The organism is Pseudomonas sp. KH_040 (genome assembly GCF_057839305.1).
The window spans coordinates 406,510-423,085 of sequence record NZ_CM174487.1; the positions used below are offsets into that span (position 1 = coordinate 406,510).

Sequence of the window (16,576 nt, forward strand, 5' to 3'; positions counted from 1 at the left end):
GATCTTTTGATGTTGGTTTTTCAAGATCAAAAGATCGCAACCTGCGGCAGCTCCTACAGAGAATCTAACAATCCACAGAGGTTGAATCATGGCTGTCAACACCGATCGTGCAGGCAACAAACCGTTGATCGAAAGGCGTTCGATCGACTACATCCCGGAAGCGGAAAGACACGGTCGTCTGTTTAGCCAGTTCACCCTGTGGATGGGCGCCAACCTGCAAATCACCGCGATTGTCACCGGGGCCTTGGCCGTGGTGCTCGGCGGTGATGTGTTCTGGTCGTTGATCGGTCTGTTGATCGGTCAATTGCTGGGCGGTGGAGTGATGGCGCTGCATGCCGCGCAAGGCCCGAAGCTGGGCCTGCCACAGATGATCTCCAGCCGCGTGCAGTTTGGCGTTTACGGCGCGGCGATCCCGATCGTGTTGGTGTGCCTGATGTACCTGGGTTTCACCGCGACGGGCACCGTGCTTTCCGGCCAGGCGCTGGGGCAGTTGTTTAACGTCAGCGACAGTGTCGGCATCCTGATTTTTGCCAGCGTCATCGTGCTGGTGACGGTGCTCGGTTATCGGGTGATCCACTGGATCGGCCGTGTTGCCAGCGTCATTGGCGTGATCGCTTTCGTCTTCCTGTTCTGGCGTTTGATGAGCCAGACCGACGTCGGCGCACTTCTGCAAATCCGTCATTTCAGCTGGAGCAGTTTCCTCCTCGCGGTGTCGCTCGCGGCCTCCTGGCAGATCGCTTTCGGCCCGTACGTGGCTGACTATTCCCGTTACCTGCCGAGCAATACCTCGGCGGTCAAAACCTTCTTCGCCGCCGGTGCCGGCTCTGTGGTTGGCGCACAAGTGGCGATGATCCTCGGCGTGTTCGCCGCGGCTTCCTCCAGCGGTCAGTTCGCCGGTCACGAAGTCGCCTACATCGTCGGTCTGGGCGGCACCGGCGCCACCGCGGCGCTGCTGTACTTCAGCATCGCGTTCGGCAAGGTGACCATCTCGACGCTTAACTCCTACGGCAGCTTCATGTGCATCGCGACCATCATCAGTGGTTTCAAGGGGCACCTGACCGTTACGCGCATGCAGCGTCTGGTGTTTGTGCTGGTGATCGTTGGCGCAGCGACCCTGATTGCGCTGCTCGGTCAGCACTCGTTCCTCGGTGCGTTCAAGTCTTTCATCCTGTTCCTGCTCGCCTTCTTCACCCCGTGGAGCGCGATCAACCTGGTCGACTACTACTGCATCACCCGTGAGCGCTACGACGTGCCGGCGCTGGCCGACCCGAATGGCCGCTACGGTCGCTGGAACCTGCTCGGCATCAGCGTCTATGTGTTCGGTGTGCTGGTGCAGTTGCCGTTCATCTCCACCAAGTTCTATACCGGTCCGCTGGTGGCCGCCCTCGGTGATGTGGATATTTCCTGGATCATCGGCCTCGTGCTGCCGGCTGCCGTCTACTACGTGTGCGCAAAAAAATGGCACAGCGCGGTACCCGATCAACTGATTCTGCCGGTCGAGCAGAACAGCGTTGTACAACCTAAAACAAGCGGGGCCGGTCGCGCTGCGGCGCAGGCCTGATTTGGACGTGGACAGGGCTGGATGCCTCTTGACTGCCGTAAGCCAATTCATGATTAGGAGCGTCACAACAATGAAATCGAACAAGACCCTGCTGACCACATTGCTGTCCATGGGCCTGCTGGCCAGTGCCGGTGCGTCCCAAGCCGCGGGCTGGTGCGAATCGGGCAAACCGGTGAAGTTCGCCGGGCTGAACTGGGAAAGCGGCATGCTGCTGACCGACGTGCTGCAAGTGGTGCTGGAGAAAGGTTACGACTGCAAGACCGACAGCCTGCCGGGCAACTCCATCACCATGGAAAACGCCCTGAGCAGTAACGATATTCAAGTGTTTGCCGAAGAGTGGGTCGGTCGCAGCGAGGTCTGGAACAAGGCCGAGAAGGCCGGCAAGGTTGTCGGTGTCGGCGCTCCGGTCGTCGGCGCGGTGGAAGGCTGGTACGTGCCGCGTTACGTGATCGAAGGCGACGCCAAGCGCAAGCTTGAACCGAAAGCCCCGGACCTGAAAAACATCGCTGACCTGGGCAAATACGCCGCCGTGTTCAAGGACGCCGAAGAGCCGTCCAAGGGCCGTTTCTACAACTGCCCGGCCGGCTGGACCTGCGAACTCGACAACAGCGAAATGCTGAAAAGCTACGGCCTCGAAAGCAGTTACACCAACTTCCGCCCGGGCACCGGTCCTGCGCTGGATGCAGCAGTGTTGTCGAGCTACAAGCGTGGCGAGCCGATCCTGTTTTACTACTGGTCGCCAACCCCGCTGATGGGTCAGGTGGATCTGGTCAAACTGGAAGAAAAACCGGGCGTCGACAAGACCGTGAGCATCAAGGTCGGCCTGTCGAAAACCTTCCACGACGAGGCCCCGGAACTGGTCGCCGTGCTGGAAAAGGTCAACCTGCCGATCGACCTGCTGAACCAGAACCTGGGCCGTATGGCCAAGGAGCGTATCGAGTCGCCGAAACTGGCGAAAATCTTCCTCAAGGAACATCCTGAGGTCTGGCATGCGTGGGTGAGTGAAGACGCAGCCAAGAAAATCGACGCGGCGCTGTAGGTCGATACCTCCCGGTCAACCGTGAGGCTGGCCGGGGGATATGCCGTAAACGCTTGATTGAGATTTCTGATTGAGAGCCGCTTATGTTTCCCGAAAGCTTTACCTTTTCCATCGCCGACTGGGTCAACGGTTGGGTCGATTCGCTGGTCACCAACTACGGTGATGTGTTCCGCCACATCTCCGACACACTGCTCTGGGCCATCGTCAACCTCGAAGGCTTGCTGCGCGCAGCGCCGTGGTGGTTGATGCTGGCGATCGTTGGTGTGGTTGCCTGGCATGCCACGCGTAAAGTCGTGACCACAGCAGTCATCGTCGGTCTGCTGTTCCTCGTCGGCGCCGTTGGCTTGTGGGACAAGCTCATGCAGACCCTGGCGTTGATGATGGTCGCGACGATCATTTCGGTGCTGATCGGCATTCCGCTGGGGATTCTTTCGGCGCGCAGCAATCGCTTGCGTTCGGTGCTGATGCCGCTGCTCGACATCATGCAAACCATGCCGAGTTTCGTGTACCTGATCCCGGTGCTGATGCTGTTCGGTCTGGGCAAGGTCCCGGCGATTTTCGCCACGGTGATCTACGCCGCACCGCCGCTGATTCGCCTGACTGATCTGGGCATTCGCCAGGTCGACGGCGAAGTGATGGAAGCGATCAACGCCTTCGGTGCCAACCGCTGGCAGCAGCTGTTCGGCGTGCAACTGCCGCTGGCGCTGCCAAGCATCATGGCCGGGATCAACCAGACCACCATGATGGCCCTGTCGATGGTGGTGATCGCCTCGATGATCGGTGCCCGTGGCCTGGGTGAAGATGTGCTGGTGGGGATTCAGACCCTCAACGTCGGACGCGGCCTCGAAGCCGGTCTGGCGATCGTGATTCTCGCAGTGGTCATCGACCGCATTACTCAGGCGTACGGTCGGCCACGGCATGAGGTGAGCAAATGAGCAACGCAACCGTGAGCAAGATCGAAGTCAAAAACGTCTTCAAGATTTTCGGCAACCGCGCCAAGGATGCGCTGGCCATGGTCGGTCAGGGCAAGACCAAGGATCAGGTGCTGAGTGAAACCGGTTGCGTGGTCGGCGTTAACGACCTGTCGCTGAGCATCGGCACTGGCGAGATCTTTGTGATCATGGGCCTGTCCGGTTCCGGAAAATCGACACTGGTGCGCCACTTCAACCGGTTGATCGACCCGACCAGCGGCGCGATCCTCGTCGATGGCGTCGATATCCTGCAATACGACATGGATGCTCTGCGCGAATTTCGCCGGCACAAGATCAGCATGGTGTTCCAGAGCTTCGGCCTGTTGCCGCACAAGACTGTGCTCGACAACGTCGCCTACGGCCTGAAAGTCCGTGGCGAGAGCAAGCAAATGTGCTCGGAACGCGCGCTGCACTGGATCAACACCGTCGGCCTCAAAGGCTACGAAAACAAATACCCGCACCAGCTCTCCGGCGGCATGCGCCAGCGTGTCGGCCTGGCGCGCGCCTTGGCGGCGGACACCGACATCATCCTCATGGACGAAGCGTTCAGTGCGCTGGATCCGCTGATCCGCGCCGAGATGCAGGACCAGTTGCTGGAGCTGCAAAAGACCCTGCACAAGACCATCGTCTTCATCACCCATGACCTTGATGAGGCAGTGCGTATCGGCAACCGCATTGCGATTCTCAAGGATGGTCGCCTGATTCAGGTCGGTACGCCGCGCGAGATTCTGCATTCGCCGGCGGATGAGTATGTTGACCGGTTCGTGCAGCGGCGGGCGGCAGTGGTTTGATCTGAATTATGCAGTGCACTGACTGGCCCTATCGCTGGCAAGCCAGCTCCCACAGGGGTTGTGTGAACAATGAGGGCTCGCAGGCCCAGTTCCTACAGAGATTGTGTGAACACTGGAGATCCTGTGGGAGCTGGCTTGCCAGCGATGAGGCCGGTAAAGCTGCATCAATATTACGGTTGAGGTTTTAGATGTCTCAGGCTGAAAAAATCGTTATCACCGGCGCCCCTCTGCGCTGGCAGGACTTGGTCGCCGTTGCCCGTCATGGCGCGCTTCTGGAGCTGTCCAGCGACACTTGGGCGCGCATCGAAAACGCCCAAGGCATCGTCCAGCGCATCGTCGCAAGCGGCGAGCGCGCCTATGGCGTCAATACCGGCCTGGGCGGTTTGTCCAACGTCTCGCTGCAGGACGAACAACTCAGCCAGCTCTCGCGCAACACCTTGCTCAGCCACGCCTGTGGCGTCGGCCCGGTGCTCGCCGACGAGCAGACTCGCGCGATCATCTGCGCCGCCATTCACAACTACAGCCACGGCAAATCCGGCCTGCATCGCCGGGTCGTCGAAGCCCTGCTGGCGCTGCTCAATCGCGGCATCACCCCGCAAGTGCCGTCGCAAGGTTCGGTGGGCTACCTGACGCACATGGCGCACATCGGCATCGCGTTGCTCGGCGTCGGCAATGTCAGCTATCGCGGGCAGATCACCTCGGCGCAGCAGGCGCTGGCCGAAGAAGGCCTGCAACCCGTGCAACTCGGCGCAAAAGACGGTTTGTGCCTGGTCAACGGCACACCGTGCATGACCGGCCTCAGCTGTCTGGCGATTGCCGACGCGACGCGTCTGGTGCAATGGGCCGACGTCATCGGCGCGATGAGTTTTGAAGCCCAGCGCGGCCAGATCGATGCGTTCGACGCTGAAATCATCGCGCTGAAACCGCATCCGGGCATGCAGCAGGTTGGCGTCAATCTGCGCGCCTTGCTCGATGGCAGCGAAGTGATTGCGTCGAGCAAAGGCATTCGCACTCAGGATGCGCTGAGCATCCGTTCGATCCCGCAAGTTCACGGCGCCGCGCGCGATCAGCTCGATCATGCAATCAAGCAGGTCGAGGCCGAACTCAACGGCTGCACTGATAACCCATTGTTGCTAGGCACGCCGGACAACTTCCGGGTGATGTCGCAAGCCAACCCGCACGGCCAATCGGTAGCGATGGCGGCGGATCTGCTGGCGATTGCCATGGCCGAAATCGGCTCGATTGCCGAACGTCGTCTGGATCGTCTGGTGAATCCGCACGTCAGCGGTCTGCCGGCATTTCTGGTGGCCAATCCGGGGGTGAACTCCGGGATGATGATCGTCCAGTACGTCGCTGCGTCACTGTGTGCGGAAAACCGCCAATTGGCGCAACCGGCGGTGCTCGACAACTACATCACTTCGGGCCTGCAGGAAGACCATTTGAGCATGGGCACCAACGCTGCGCTCAAGCTGCATCGTGCGCTGGAAAACTGCACGCAGATTCTCGCCATCGAATATCTGCTGGCGGCGCAGGCCTTTGAATTTCTCAAGGAACAGCGCTTCGGCGCGGGCACTGACCGCGCGTGGCGACTGCTGCGCGAAACGGTCCCGGCCTACGATCAGGATCGCTGGCTGGCGCCGGATATCGCCGCCGCCGCGAGCGTGTTGAAAGCCCCGAATGTGCTGGGCAACGTTTTACCGAATTTGCACTGAAAAATACCCACGCCAGCGTGCCAAGGCGCGACTCCCCAAAAGGCGAGACGCGACGGACAACGGACATCTCCGGAGCGTCTGGCGAGTTAATAACAAACTCTCAAAAGGAGCACAAAATGACTGCGCTGAACCTGATTCCCGGCCAACTGAGCCTGGCCCAACTGCGTGACGTCTACCAGAACCCGGTCAAGCTGACGCTCGACAACAGCGCATCGCAGCAGATCGAAGCCAGCGTCGCCTGCGTCGAACAGATCCTCGCGGAGAACCGCACTGCGTACGGCATCAACACCGGTTTCGGCCTGCTGGCCTCGACGCGCATTGCCAGCGAAGACCTGGAAAACCTCCAGCGCTCGCTGGTGTTGTCCCACGCCGCCGGTGTTGGCCAGCCGATCAGTGATGAGCTGGTGCGGCTGATCATGGTGCTTAAGGTCAACAGCCTCAGCCGTGGTTTCTCCGGTATTCGCCGCGTGGTGATCGATGCGCTGATCGCGCTGATCAATGCCGAGGTTTATCCGCATATTCCGCTGAAAGGTTCGGTGGGCGCTTCGGGCGATCTGGCACCGTTGGCGCACATGTCGCTAGTGCTGCTGGGCGAGGGCAAGGCGCGCTACAAGGGTGAGTGGATGGAAGCCACCGAAGCGCTGAAAGTGGCTGGCCTGACGCCGCTGACGCTGGCGGCGAAAGAAGGTCTGGCGCTGCTTAACGGTACTCAGGTTTCCACGGCGTTCGCGCTGCGTGGTCTGTTTGAAGGTGAAGATTTGTTCGCGGGCGCGCTGGCGCTGGGTGGTCTGACGGTTGAAGCGGTATTGGGTTCGCGTTCGCCGTTCGACGTGCGTATCCATGCGGCTCGTGGCCAGAAAGGTCAGATCGATGCTGCCGCTGCGTACCGTGATCTGCTCGGCGAGCGCAGCGAAGTCTCCGACTCGCACCAGAACTGCGAAAAGGTTCAGGACCCGTACTCGCTGCGTTGCCAGCCGCAAGTCATGGGCGCGTGTCTGACCCAGTTCCGTCAAGCCGCTGAAGTGCTGGCCGTTGAAGCCAACGCGGTTTCCGATAACCCATTGGTATTTGCTGCTGAAGGCGATGTGATTTCCGGCGGCAACTTCCACGCCGAACCGGTGGCCATGGCTGCTGACAACATGGCCCTGGCCATCGCCGAGATCGGCTCGCTGAGCGAACGCCGCATCTCGCTGATGATGGACAAGCACATGTCGCAGCTGCCGCCGTTCCTCGTTGCCAATGGCGGCGTGAATTCCGGTTTCATGATCGCTCAGGTGACAGCAGCGGCGCTGGCCAGCGAGAACAAGGCCTTGTCGCATCCGCATTCAGTGGACAGTCTGCCGACCTCGGCTAACCAGGAAGACCACGTATCGATGGCCCCGGCGGCTGGCAAGCGGCTGTGGGAAATGGCTGAAAACACCCGCGGGATTCTCGCGGTGGAATGGCTCGCGGCGGTGCAAGGACTGGACCTGCGTAACGGTCTGAAGACCTCGGCGAAGCTGGAGCAGGCCCGGGCGATTCTGCGTAAGGAAGTGCCGTTCTATGAGAAAGATCGGTTCTTTGCGCCGGATATCAATGCGGCGACTGAATTGTTGGCTTCGCGGTGCCTGACCGAGCTGATTCCAGCGAAACTTTTGCCTAGTTTGTAAGTGTTTTTTCAGGGAGAGCTTTGTTGTTACTGACATCGATCCCCCTCACCCCAGCCCTCTCCCCCAAGGGGGGAGAGGGGGAAGGGAGCCGATCTTCGTGGTTTTCAAAGCCTGAGTTCGGCTCAAGATTTCCAGGTCGATGTACCTCGACAGAGCAACCCGGTCAGTCCTGCTTCTTCCTGGCGAGAGCAGGGAGCCGATCTTTATGGTTTTCAGAACCTGAGTTCGGCTCAAGACTTTCAGGTCGGTGTACCTCGATAGAACAACCCGGTCAGTCCCCTCTCCCTCCGGGAGAGGGCTAGGGTGAGGGGCTTTTCAGAGGCTACCCACCAAACCAAACACAACGGAGGCCAACAGTGAAAACCCTCTGGCAACACTGCCACGTCGCAACCATGGCGCAGGGCGTCTACTCGATCATCGAGGATGCGGCCATCGTGACGTCCGGTGCGCTCATCGAGTGGATCGGCCCGCGTAATCAACTGCCATCCGGCGAATACCCGGCGGTCAATGACCTGCAAGGCGCGTGGGTCACGCCCGGCCTGATCGACTGCCACACCCACACGGTGTTCGGCGGCAACCGCAGCGGCGAATTCGAAAAACGTCTGCAAGGTGTCAGCTACGCCGAAATCGCGGCATCCGGCGGAGGCATCGCCAGCACCGTGCGCGCGACTCGCGAGGCCACTGAAGACGAGCTGTTCGCCAGCGCCGCCAAGCGCCTGAAAAGCCTTATGCGTGACGGCGTGACCACGGTTGAAATGAAGTCCGGTTACGGCCTCGATCTGGTCAACGAACGCAAAATCCTTCGTGTCATCCGTCGCCTGGAAAAAGAGCTGCCGATCAGCGTACGCAGCACCTGCCTGGCCGCCCACGCGTTGCCACCGGAATACAAAGATCGTGCCGACGACTACATCGATCTGATCTGCAGCGAGATGCTGCCCGCTCTGGCTGCCGAAGGACTGGTCGATGCCGTGGATGCGTTCTGCGAATACCTGGCGTTCTCGCCAGAGCAAGTCGAGCGCGTGTTCATCGCCGCGCAAAAACTCGGTCTGCCGGTGAAACTGCACGCCGAACAATTGTCGTCGCTGCATGGCTCCAGCCTCGCCGCGCGTTACAAGGCGTTGTCCGCCGATCACCTGGAATTCATGGACGAAGCCGACGCCATCGCCATGGCCGAGTCCGACACCGTCGCGGTGCTGCTGCCGGGCGCGTTCTACTTCCTGCGTGAAACCCAATTGCCGCCAATGGACGCCCTGCGCAAGCATAAGGTGAAAATCGCCATCGCCAGCGACCTCAACCCCGGCACTTCGCCCGCGCTGTCGTTGCGGCTGATGCTGAACATGGCCTGCACCTGCTTCCGCATGACTCCGGAGGAAGCCTTGGCCGGTGCGACGATTCATGCCGCGCAAGCGCTGGGCATGGCCGACACCCACGGTTCGCTGGAAGTCGGCAAGGTCGCGGATTTCGTTGCCTGGCACATTGATCGTCCGGCGGATCTGGCCTATTGGCTCGGCGGTGATCTGGACAAACGCGTCGTGCGTCACGGCGTCGAATCAAATCTGTAGGAGGGCGGTTGTGGATAAGGTTCTGAACTTCAAACAAGGACGCGTGCCGCTGCTGATCAGCATGCCTCACGCCGGTGTGCGCCTGACCCCAGCGGTGGAAGCCGGGTTGATCGCCGATGCGAAAAGCCTGCCGGACACTGACTGGCACATCCCGCAGCTTTACGATTTTGCTGAAGAACTCGGCGCCAGTACGTTGGCTGCCGAGTACTCGCGATTCGTCATCGATTTGAACCGGCCGTCCGACGACAAACCGTTGTATGCGGGCGCTACCACCGGGCTCTACCCGGCGACGCTGTTCGACGGCATTCCGTTGTTCCGCGAAGGCCACGAGCCGTCGAAAGAAGAACGCGCGACTTATCTGGAGCAGATCTGGACGCCGTATCACCGTACGCTTCAGGAAGAGCTGGCACGGCTGAAGGCCGAATTCGGTTACGCGCTGCTGTTCGACGCGCACTCGATCCGCTCAATCATCCCGCACCTGTTCGACGGCAAACTACCGGACTTCAACCTCGGCACCTTCAATGGCGCCAGTTGTGATCCGCAATTGGCTGCGCAACTGGAAGCGATCTGCGCTGGTCATAGCAACTACAGTCATGTTCTGAACGGACGCTTCAAGGGCGGCCACATCACCCGTCATTACGGCAACCCGGCCGAGAACATCCACGCGGTGCAACTGGAGTTGTGCCAGAGCACCTACATGGAAGAGTTCGAACCGTTCCGCTATCGCCCTGACCTCGCCGAGCCAACGCGGGTGGTACTAAAGGAATTGCTGCAGGGCTATCTGGCCTGGGGCGAAAAACACTACCGCGGCTGACTCACCCCTGTAGGAGCTGCCGAAGGCTGCGATCTTGATCGTTCCCACGCAGAGCGTGAGAACGATCAGGCCCCGGAGCATGCTCATTGACGTAAATCGGGTTTATGATGCCCAACGGCAGAATAATAGAAGTCCCCCCAGGGATGACCTCGACCCCTTACGGAGCGCGCAATGCAGACTTTGTTTCCGCAGATCAAACCTCACGCCCGGCACGATCTGGCTGTCGATGACACCCATACGCTGTACGTCGACGAAAGCGGTTCACCGGAGGGTTTGCCGGTTGTGTTCATTCATGGCGGCCCCGGCGCCGGTTGCGACGCGCAGAGCCGTCGCTATTTCGATCCGAACCTGTATCGCATTGTAACCTTCGACCAGCGCGGTTGCGGGCGCTCCACGCCGCACGCCAGCCTGGAAAACAACACCACCTGGGATCTGGTTGCCGACCTTGAGCGCATCCGCAAACACCTGGGCATCGACAAATGGGTGCTGTTCGGCGGCTCGTGGGGTTCGACCCTGGCGCTGGCCTATGCGCAAACCCACCCTGAGCGTGTTCACGGTCTGATCCTGCGTGGGATCTTTCTCTGCCGTCCGCAGGAAATCGAGTGGTTCTATCAGGCCGGTGCCAGTCGTCTGTTCCCCGATTATTGGCAGGATTACATTGCGCCAATCCCGCTGGACGAGCGCGACGATCTGCTTAGCGCATTCCACAAGCGCCTGACCGGCAACGACCAGATCGCCCAGATGCACGCGGCCAAGGCTTGGTCGACGTGGGAAGGGCGCACCGCGACCCTGCGGCCGAACCCGCTGGTGGTCGATCGCTTCTCCGAGCCGCAGCGCGCGCTGTCGATTGCGCGGATCGAATGCCATTACTTCACCAACAACGCCTTCCTTGAGCCGAACCAGCTGATTCGTGACATGGGCAAGATCGCCCATCTGCCCGGCGTGATCATTCACGGTCGCTATGACGTGATCTGCCCGCTCGACAACGCCTGGGAACTGCATCAAGCCTGGCCGAACAGCGAACTGCAGGTGATCCGTGATGCCGGCCACGCCGCATCCGAACCGGGCATCACCGATGCACTGGTGCGCGCCGCGGGCAATATGGCTCGGCGCCTGCTCGACCTGCCGCCCGAAGAAGCATGAAGGGGCTTTTACAGCGGGTACGCGGTGCGCGGGTTGAAGTCGCGGGTGAGGTAGTCGGGGCGGTCGATCACGGTTTGCTGGTGCTGGTGGCGGTCGAACCCGACGACACGCGTACCAGCGCCGACAAACTTCTGCATAAGCTGCTTAACTATCGGGTATTCAGTGATGCGGAGGGCAAGATGAACTTGTCCCTCGCCGATGTCGGTGGCGGGTTGCTGCTGGTCTCGCAGTTCACCCTTGCGGCCGACACCAAAAGCGGGTTGCGCCCGAGCTTTTCGACAGCCGCGCCACCGGCGTTGGGCGAGGAATTGTTCGACTATCTATTAAGCAGTGCGAAACAGGTGCATGGCACTGTGGCATCAGGTAGATTCGGCGCCGATATGCAGGTGCATTTGGTCAACGATGGCCCGGTTACCTTTTTGTTACAGACCTGAAAGCGCTTGAAACACCTTTTTGGGAAATTTCGACCGTTTTTAGGGTGTTTTCGCGATAAATACTTTGTTACCCCTGATGCGTTGTCATGCGGGCTACTAGATAATCGCGCGCACTGGGATCAGCGTTCGCTGATCCATTTTCACTTAGGTAGAGACTTGTCCGGATCCGATTGGGGAATCATTTTGCCCCAGCGGAGTCGGAACAATGCTCGCCAACCTGGCATATAGATAGCTGGCCGTTGGTTTTTTGATCTGTTTTCGGCGAGGGTTGCTCGTGATTGTTAGTCCCTGTAATGCAGCAAAAATGTCTGCCAAACGCATGCGAAGTGCCCTGGTAGCGGGTTCGGCGCTCCTGTGCCTGCTCAGCGCCGGCCAGCTTTGGGCGTTCAATCTTGACGATGTATCGGCGAAGGCGAAAGAACTGGCCGGGCAGAAGTTCGAAGCCCCGCGCAGCAATCTGCCGAACGAATTCCGCGACATGAAGTTCGCGGACTATCAGAAAATCCGCTTCCTCACCGAAAAGGCTGAGTGGGCTGATCAGAAAACCCCGTTCAAACTGTCCTTCTATCACCAGGGTATGCACTTCGATACACCGGTGAAAATCAACGAAATCACAGCGAACACCGTCGAAGAGATCAAATACGATCCGACGCGCTTCGATTTCGGCGACCTGAAATTCGATCCGAAAGCCACCGAACAACTTGGTTATGCCGGTTTCCGTGTGCTGTACCCGATCAACAAGGCCGACAAGCAAGACGAAATCATGACCATGCTCGGCGCGAGTTACTTCCGCGTTGTCGGCAAGGGCCACACCTACGGCCTCTCGGCGCGTGGTCTGGCGATTGATACCGCGCTGCCGTCGGGTGAGGAATTCCCGCGTTTCCGCGAGTTCTGGATTCAACAGCCGAAGCCGGGCGACAAGCATCTGGTGATCTTCGCCCTGCTGGATTCGCCGCGTGCCACCGGTGCCTACCGTCTGATCCTGCGTCCGGGCAGCGACACCATTGTCGACGTCAAAGCGCAGATGTTCCTGCGTGACAAGGTCGGCAAACTGGGCATCGCGCCACTGACCAGTATGTTCCTGTTCGGCGCCAACCAGCCGTCGAAAGTCCTCAACTACCGTCGTGAACTGCACGACTCCAGCGGTCTGTCGATCCATGCCGGTAACGGCGAGTGGATCTGGCGTCCACTGAACAACCCGAAACACCTGGCCGTGAGCAACTTCAGCATCGAGAACCCGCGTGGTTTCGGTCTGCTGCAACGTGGCCGCGACTTCAGCCACTACGAAGACCTCGACGACCGCTACGACAAGCGCCCAAGCGCCTGGATCGAGCCGAAGGGCGAGTGGGGCAAGGGCACCGTTGATCTGGTAGAAATTCCGACCGCCGACGAAACCAACGACAACATCGTTGCGTTCTGGAGCCCGGAAAAAATGCCGGAGCCGGGTCAGCCGCTGGAATTCGCCTACCGCATGCACTGGACCATGGACGAAGCGGCGATTCATGCGCCGGACAGCGCCTGGGTTTCGCAGACTCTGCGTTCGACCGGTGACGTCAAGCAATCGAACCTGATCCGTCAGCCGGATGGCAGCGTTGCCTACTTGGTCGACTTCGAAGGTCCATCGCTGGCCGCGCTGACCCCGGATGCCGACGTGCGCAGTCAGGTCAGTGTTGGTGACAACGCCGAGCTGGTTGAAAACAGCGTGCGCTACAACCCGGAAACCAAAGGCTGGCGCTTGACCCTGCGCATGAAGATCAAGGACGCGAGCAAGTCGACCGAGATGCGTGCCGCCCTGGTTCAGCCAGTCGTGACTGCTGATCTGGCGAAATCGGTGCCGGCGTCCAACTCGTCCGTTGCCAAGGCCGACAAGGTTGCCGCCAAGCAACAAGAGAAACTCGACAAGGAAGCCAAGGCCGCCGAGGCCAAACAGGCCGACGCCAAGCCAGCTGCAGATGCCAAGGACAAGGCCAACAAAGACGCCAAGCAGCCAGCGGCTGCGGACGCGGCCCCAGCCACACCGGAATCGGCACCGACTGAAGAAGTCCTGACCGAGACCTGGAGCTATCAGTTGCCTGCCGATGAGTAACTCTCAAGTACAGCCAGAGACTCTGTCCGAGTATCTGGCGCATCTGCCGATGACCGACGAGCAGCGCGCGGAACTCGCGGGCTGCCAGTCGTTCAGCGAGCTGCATGAACGCCTGTCGTCTTCAACGTTCGACGCTCCTGCCGAGGCCGCCCAGGCTTCGGTGGGCAAGCGCCTGACCCTGAGCACCGCCGAAGAACTTGAAGACGCGGAGATGCTGGTGCTCGACGCCAGCGGTCGCGTCAGCATGAAGGCGACGCCGCCGATCCGTCGGACCAAGGTCGTGCCGGAGCCGTGGCGCACCAATATTCTGGTGCGTGGCTGGCGCCGTATGACCGGTCGTACCAACCCGCCGCAGCCGCCGAAGGACGAAAACGTCTTGCCGGCCGCGCGCTGGCGCACCGTCGGCTCGATCCGCCGCTACATTCTGTTGCTGCTGATGCTCGGTCAGACCATCGTCGCCGGCTGGTACATGAAAGGCATCATGCCGTACCAGGGCTGGTCGTTCGTCGATCTGGAAGAAGTCCTGCATCAACCGCTGCTGCAAACCGCCACGCAAGTGCTGCCGTATGCGCTGCAAACCAGCATTCTGATTCTGTTCGGGATTCTGTTCTGCTGGGTGTCGGCTGGTTTCTGGACGGCGCTGATGGGCTTCCTCGAGTTGCTCACCGGTCACGATAAATACCGTATCTCCGGCAAAAGCGCCGGCAACGAGCCGATTGCCAAAGACGCGCGTACCGCGCTGGTGATGCCGATCTGCAACGAAGACGTACCGCGTGTATTCGCCGGTTTGCGGGCAACGTTCGAATCGGTTGCTGCCACTGGTGATCTGGACCGCTTTGACTTCTTCGTGCTCAGCGACAGTAATGACACCGACATCTGCGTCGCCGAACAACAGGCCTGGCTGGATGTCTGCCGCGAAGCCAAAGGTTTCGGCAAGATCTTCTACCGTCGCCGTCGCCGTCGTGTGAAGCGCAAGAGCGGCAACCTCGACGACTTCTGCCGTCGTTGGGGCGGTGACTATAAATATATGGTCGTGCTCGACGCTGACTCGGTGATGAGCGGCGAGTGCCTGACCAGTCTGGTGCGCTTGATGGAAGCCACGCCGGACGCCGGGATCATCCAGACCGCGCCGCGTGCGTCGGGCATGGACACTCTCTATGCGCGCATGCAGCAGTTTGCGACCCGCGTGTACGGCCCGCTGTTTACCGCCGGTCTGCACTTCTGGCAGTTGGGTGAATCCCACTACTGGGGTCACAACGCGATCATCCGCATGAAGCCGTTTATCGACCACTGCGCCTTGGCGCCGTTGCCGGGTAAAGGCGCGTTCTCGGGTGCGATTCTGTCCCACGACTTCGTTGAAGCCGCGTTGATGCGCCGTGCCGGTTGGGGCGTGTGGATTGCCTACGACTTGCCGGGCAGCTACGAAGAACTGCCGCCGAACCTGCTCGACGAACTCAAGCGTGACCGTCGCTGGTGCCACGGCAACCTGATGAACTTCCGTCTGTTCCTGGTCAAAGGCATGCACCCGGTGCACCGCGCGGTGTTCCTCACCGGCGTGATGTCGTACCTGTCGGCGCCGTTGTGGTTCTTCTTCCTGGTGTTATCGACCGCGCTGCTGGCGGTGAACACGCTGATGGAGCCGCAGTACTTCCTCGAACCGCGCCAACTCTATCCGCTGTGGCCACAATGGCACCCGGACAAGGCGATCGCGCTGTTCTCGACGACCATCGTGCTGCTGTTCCTGCCGAAACTGTTGAGCATCATCCTGATCTGGGCCAAGGGCGCGAAAGAGTTCGGCGGCAAGTTCAAGGTGACCCTGTCGATGCTGCTGGAGATGCTGTTCTCCATGCTGCTGGCGCCGGTGCGGATGATTTTCCACACGCGTTTCGTCCTCGCCGCGTTCCTCGGCTGGGCCGCGACCTGGAACTCGCCGCAGCGTGACGACGACTCGACGCCTTGGAGCGAAGCGGTCAAACGCCACGGTCCTCAGACCCTGTTGGGCTTCTGCTGGGCGCTGCTGGTGATCTGGCTGAACCCGAGCTTCCTCTGGTGGCTGGTGCCGATCGTCGGTTCGCTGATGCTGTCGATCCCGGTGTCGGTGATTTCCAGCCGCGTTGGTCTGGGCCTGAAGTCCCGTGACGAGAGCCTGTTCCTCATTCCTGAGGAATACAATCCGCCACAGGCGCTGCTGGCGACCGACCAGTACACCCACGAAAACCGTTACCACGCCCTCAACGACGGCTTTGTCCGCGCGGTGGTCGATCCGCAGCAGAACGCTTTGGCGTGTTCGCTGGCGACCTCGCGTCACGGTCAGGCCGAGCCGATCGAATGGCTGCGTCAGGAGCGTGTGCGTCACGCGATCAAGGTTGGCCCGGCCGGGCTGAATAATCATGATCGCTTGCAACTGCTGAGCGACCCTGTTGCCTTGGCGCGTTTGCATGAGCAGGTCTGGGCCGAAGGTCACGCTGAGTGGCTGGATGCATGGCGGGCTTCGGTGAAAGCCGATCCCCATGCGCCGTTGCTGCCGCTGCGACCGGTGAGTATGCAGGCGCAACCGGCCTGATAAAGAAACCCCGCGATGTTGCGGGGTTTTTTTTGGTCTGCTGAAAAGCCCCTCATCGGAACGCCGCCCGCCTACCCCTCTCCCAGAGGGAGAGGGGACCGACCGCGTTGAATATTCGAGTTACACCGACCTGAAATATCCAGTCGAGCTCGGATTTGAACAGCATGAAGATCTGCTCCCTTTCCCCCTCGCCCCCTTGGGGGAGAGGGTTGGGGTGAGGGGGTAGCTCTTGATTGTTAAACAAATCGTCC

The 16,576-nt window shown here is 60.3% G+C and carries 12 protein-coding genes; all 12 read left to right on the top strand.

Going from position 1 to position 16,576, the window contains the following annotated elements; translation table 11 throughout:
* The first annotated feature begins 88 nt into the window (after window positions 1–88).
* The 12 genes from AC3IUF_RS01825 to mdoH all read left to right on the top strand — a co-directional run bounded on the left by AC3IUF_RS01825 (window position 89) and on the right by mdoH (window position 16,325).
* On the top strand, window positions 89–1,561 hold the full coding sequence (locus AC3IUF_RS01825; RefSeq protein WP_007909289.1) for a purine-cytosine permease family protein: 1,473 nt from the start codon (window positions 89–91) through the stop codon (window positions 1,559–1,561).
* A 70-nt stretch (window positions 1,562–1,631) separates the two neighbouring features.
* Complete coding sequence (locus AC3IUF_RS01830) at window positions 1,632–2,600, top strand: ABC transporter substrate-binding protein (RefSeq protein WP_414895014.1); 969 nt, start codon at window positions 1,632–1,634, stop codon at window positions 2,598–2,600.
* Window positions 2,601–2,683: 83 nt separating this feature from the next.
* The gene (locus tag AC3IUF_RS01835; RefSeq protein ID WP_007949591.1) at window positions 2,684–3,535 is read left to right on the top strand and encodes an ABC transporter permease; all 852 of its coding nucleotides are present in this window, start codon (window positions 2,684–2,686) and stop codon (window positions 3,533–3,535) included.
* Window positions 3,532–4,362, top strand: coding sequence for a quaternary amine ABC transporter ATP-binding protein (locus AC3IUF_RS01840; RefSeq protein WP_007909304.1), 831 nt, complete (start codon window positions 3,532–3,534; stop codon window positions 4,360–4,362). Before AC3IUF_RS01835 ends, AC3IUF_RS01840 begins: the two co-directional genes overlap by 4 nt.
* A gap of 188 nt (window positions 4,363–4,550) precedes the next feature.
* A complete protein-coding gene (hutH, locus tag AC3IUF_RS01845) occupies window positions 4,551–6,074 on the top strand; it encodes a histidine ammonia-lyase (protein ID WP_489280208.1) in 1,524 nt (507 codons plus the stop codon).
* Window positions 6,075–6,190: 116 nt separating this feature from the next.
* Window positions 6,191–7,723, top strand: coding sequence for a histidine ammonia-lyase (gene hutH / locus AC3IUF_RS01850; protein ID WP_123375592.1), 1,533 nt, complete (start codon window positions 6,191–6,193; stop codon window positions 7,721–7,723).
* Between the two features lie 356 nt (window positions 7,724–8,079).
* Window positions 8,080–9,285 carry an imidazolonepropionase gene (hutI, locus tag AC3IUF_RS01855; RefSeq protein ID WP_095113980.1) on the top strand — a complete coding sequence of 402 codons (1,206 nt, stop codon included), beginning with the start codon at window positions 8,080–8,082 and terminating at the stop codon, window positions 9,283–9,285.
* A 10-nt stretch (window positions 9,286–9,295) separates the two neighbouring features.
* The gene (hutG, locus tag AC3IUF_RS01860) at window positions 9,296–10,099 is read left to right on the top strand and encodes an N-formylglutamate deformylase (RefSeq protein WP_095113981.1); all 804 of its coding nucleotides are present in this window, start codon (window positions 9,296–9,298) and stop codon (window positions 10,097–10,099) included.
* A 171-nt stretch (window positions 10,100–10,270) separates the two neighbouring features.
* Complete coding sequence (gene pip, locus AC3IUF_RS01865) at window positions 10,271–11,242, top strand: prolyl aminopeptidase (protein ID WP_008080611.1); 972 nt, start codon at window positions 10,271–10,273, stop codon at window positions 11,240–11,242.
* Complete coding sequence (gene dtd / locus AC3IUF_RS01870; protein WP_007909321.1) at window positions 11,239–11,676, top strand: D-aminoacyl-tRNA deacylase; 438 nt, start codon at window positions 11,239–11,241, stop codon at window positions 11,674–11,676. Before pip ends, dtd begins: the two co-directional genes overlap by 4 nt.
* A gap of 274 nt (window positions 11,677–11,950) precedes the next feature.
* Window positions 11,951–13,762, top strand: coding sequence for a glucan biosynthesis protein G (locus AC3IUF_RS01875; RefSeq protein ID WP_007909332.1), 1,812 nt, complete (start codon window positions 11,951–11,953; stop codon window positions 13,760–13,762).
* Window positions 13,755–16,325: a glucans biosynthesis glucosyltransferase MdoH gene (gene mdoH, locus AC3IUF_RS01880; protein ID WP_095113983.1), complete on the top strand. Its 2,571-nt coding sequence runs from the start codon at window positions 13,755–13,757 to the stop codon at window positions 16,323–16,325. The genes AC3IUF_RS01875 and mdoH overlap by 8 nt, the downstream gene beginning before the upstream one ends.
* The last annotated feature ends 251 nt before the right edge of the window (window positions 16,326–16,576 follow it).

Bases quoted from the DNA above. Each gene is read 5' to 3' on its own strand.
- AC3IUF_RS01825 (WP_007909289.1), top strand. From the start codon at position 89: ATGGCTGTCAACACCGATCGTGCAGGCAACAAACCGTTGATCGAAAGG.
- AC3IUF_RS01830 (WP_414895014.1), top strand. From the start codon at position 1,632: ATGAAATCGAACAAGACCCTGCTGACCACATTGCTGTCCATGGGCCTG.
- AC3IUF_RS01835 (WP_007949591.1), top strand. From the start codon at position 2,684: ATGTTTCCCGAAAGCTTTACCTTTTCCATCGCCGACTGGGTCAACGGT.
- AC3IUF_RS01840 (WP_007909304.1), top strand. From the start codon at position 3,532: ATGAGCAACGCAACCGTGAGCAAGATCGAAGTCAAAAACGTCTTCAAG.
- hutH (WP_489280208.1), top strand. From the start codon at position 4,551: ATGTCTCAGGCTGAAAAAATCGTTATCACCGGCGCCCCTCTGCGCTGG.
- hutH (WP_123375592.1), top strand. From the start codon at position 6,191: ATGACTGCGCTGAACCTGATTCCCGGCCAACTGAGCCTGGCCCAACTG.
- pip (WP_008080611.1), top strand. From the start codon at position 10,271: ATGCAGACTTTGTTTCCGCAGATCAAACCTCACGCCCGGCACGATCTG.
- dtd (WP_007909321.1), top strand. From the start codon at position 11,239: ATGAAGGGGCTTTTACAGCGGGTACGCGGTGCGCGGGTTGAAGTCGCG.
- mdoH (WP_095113983.1), top strand. From the start codon at position 13,755: ATGAGTAACTCTCAAGTACAGCCAGAGACTCTGTCCGAGTATCTGGCG.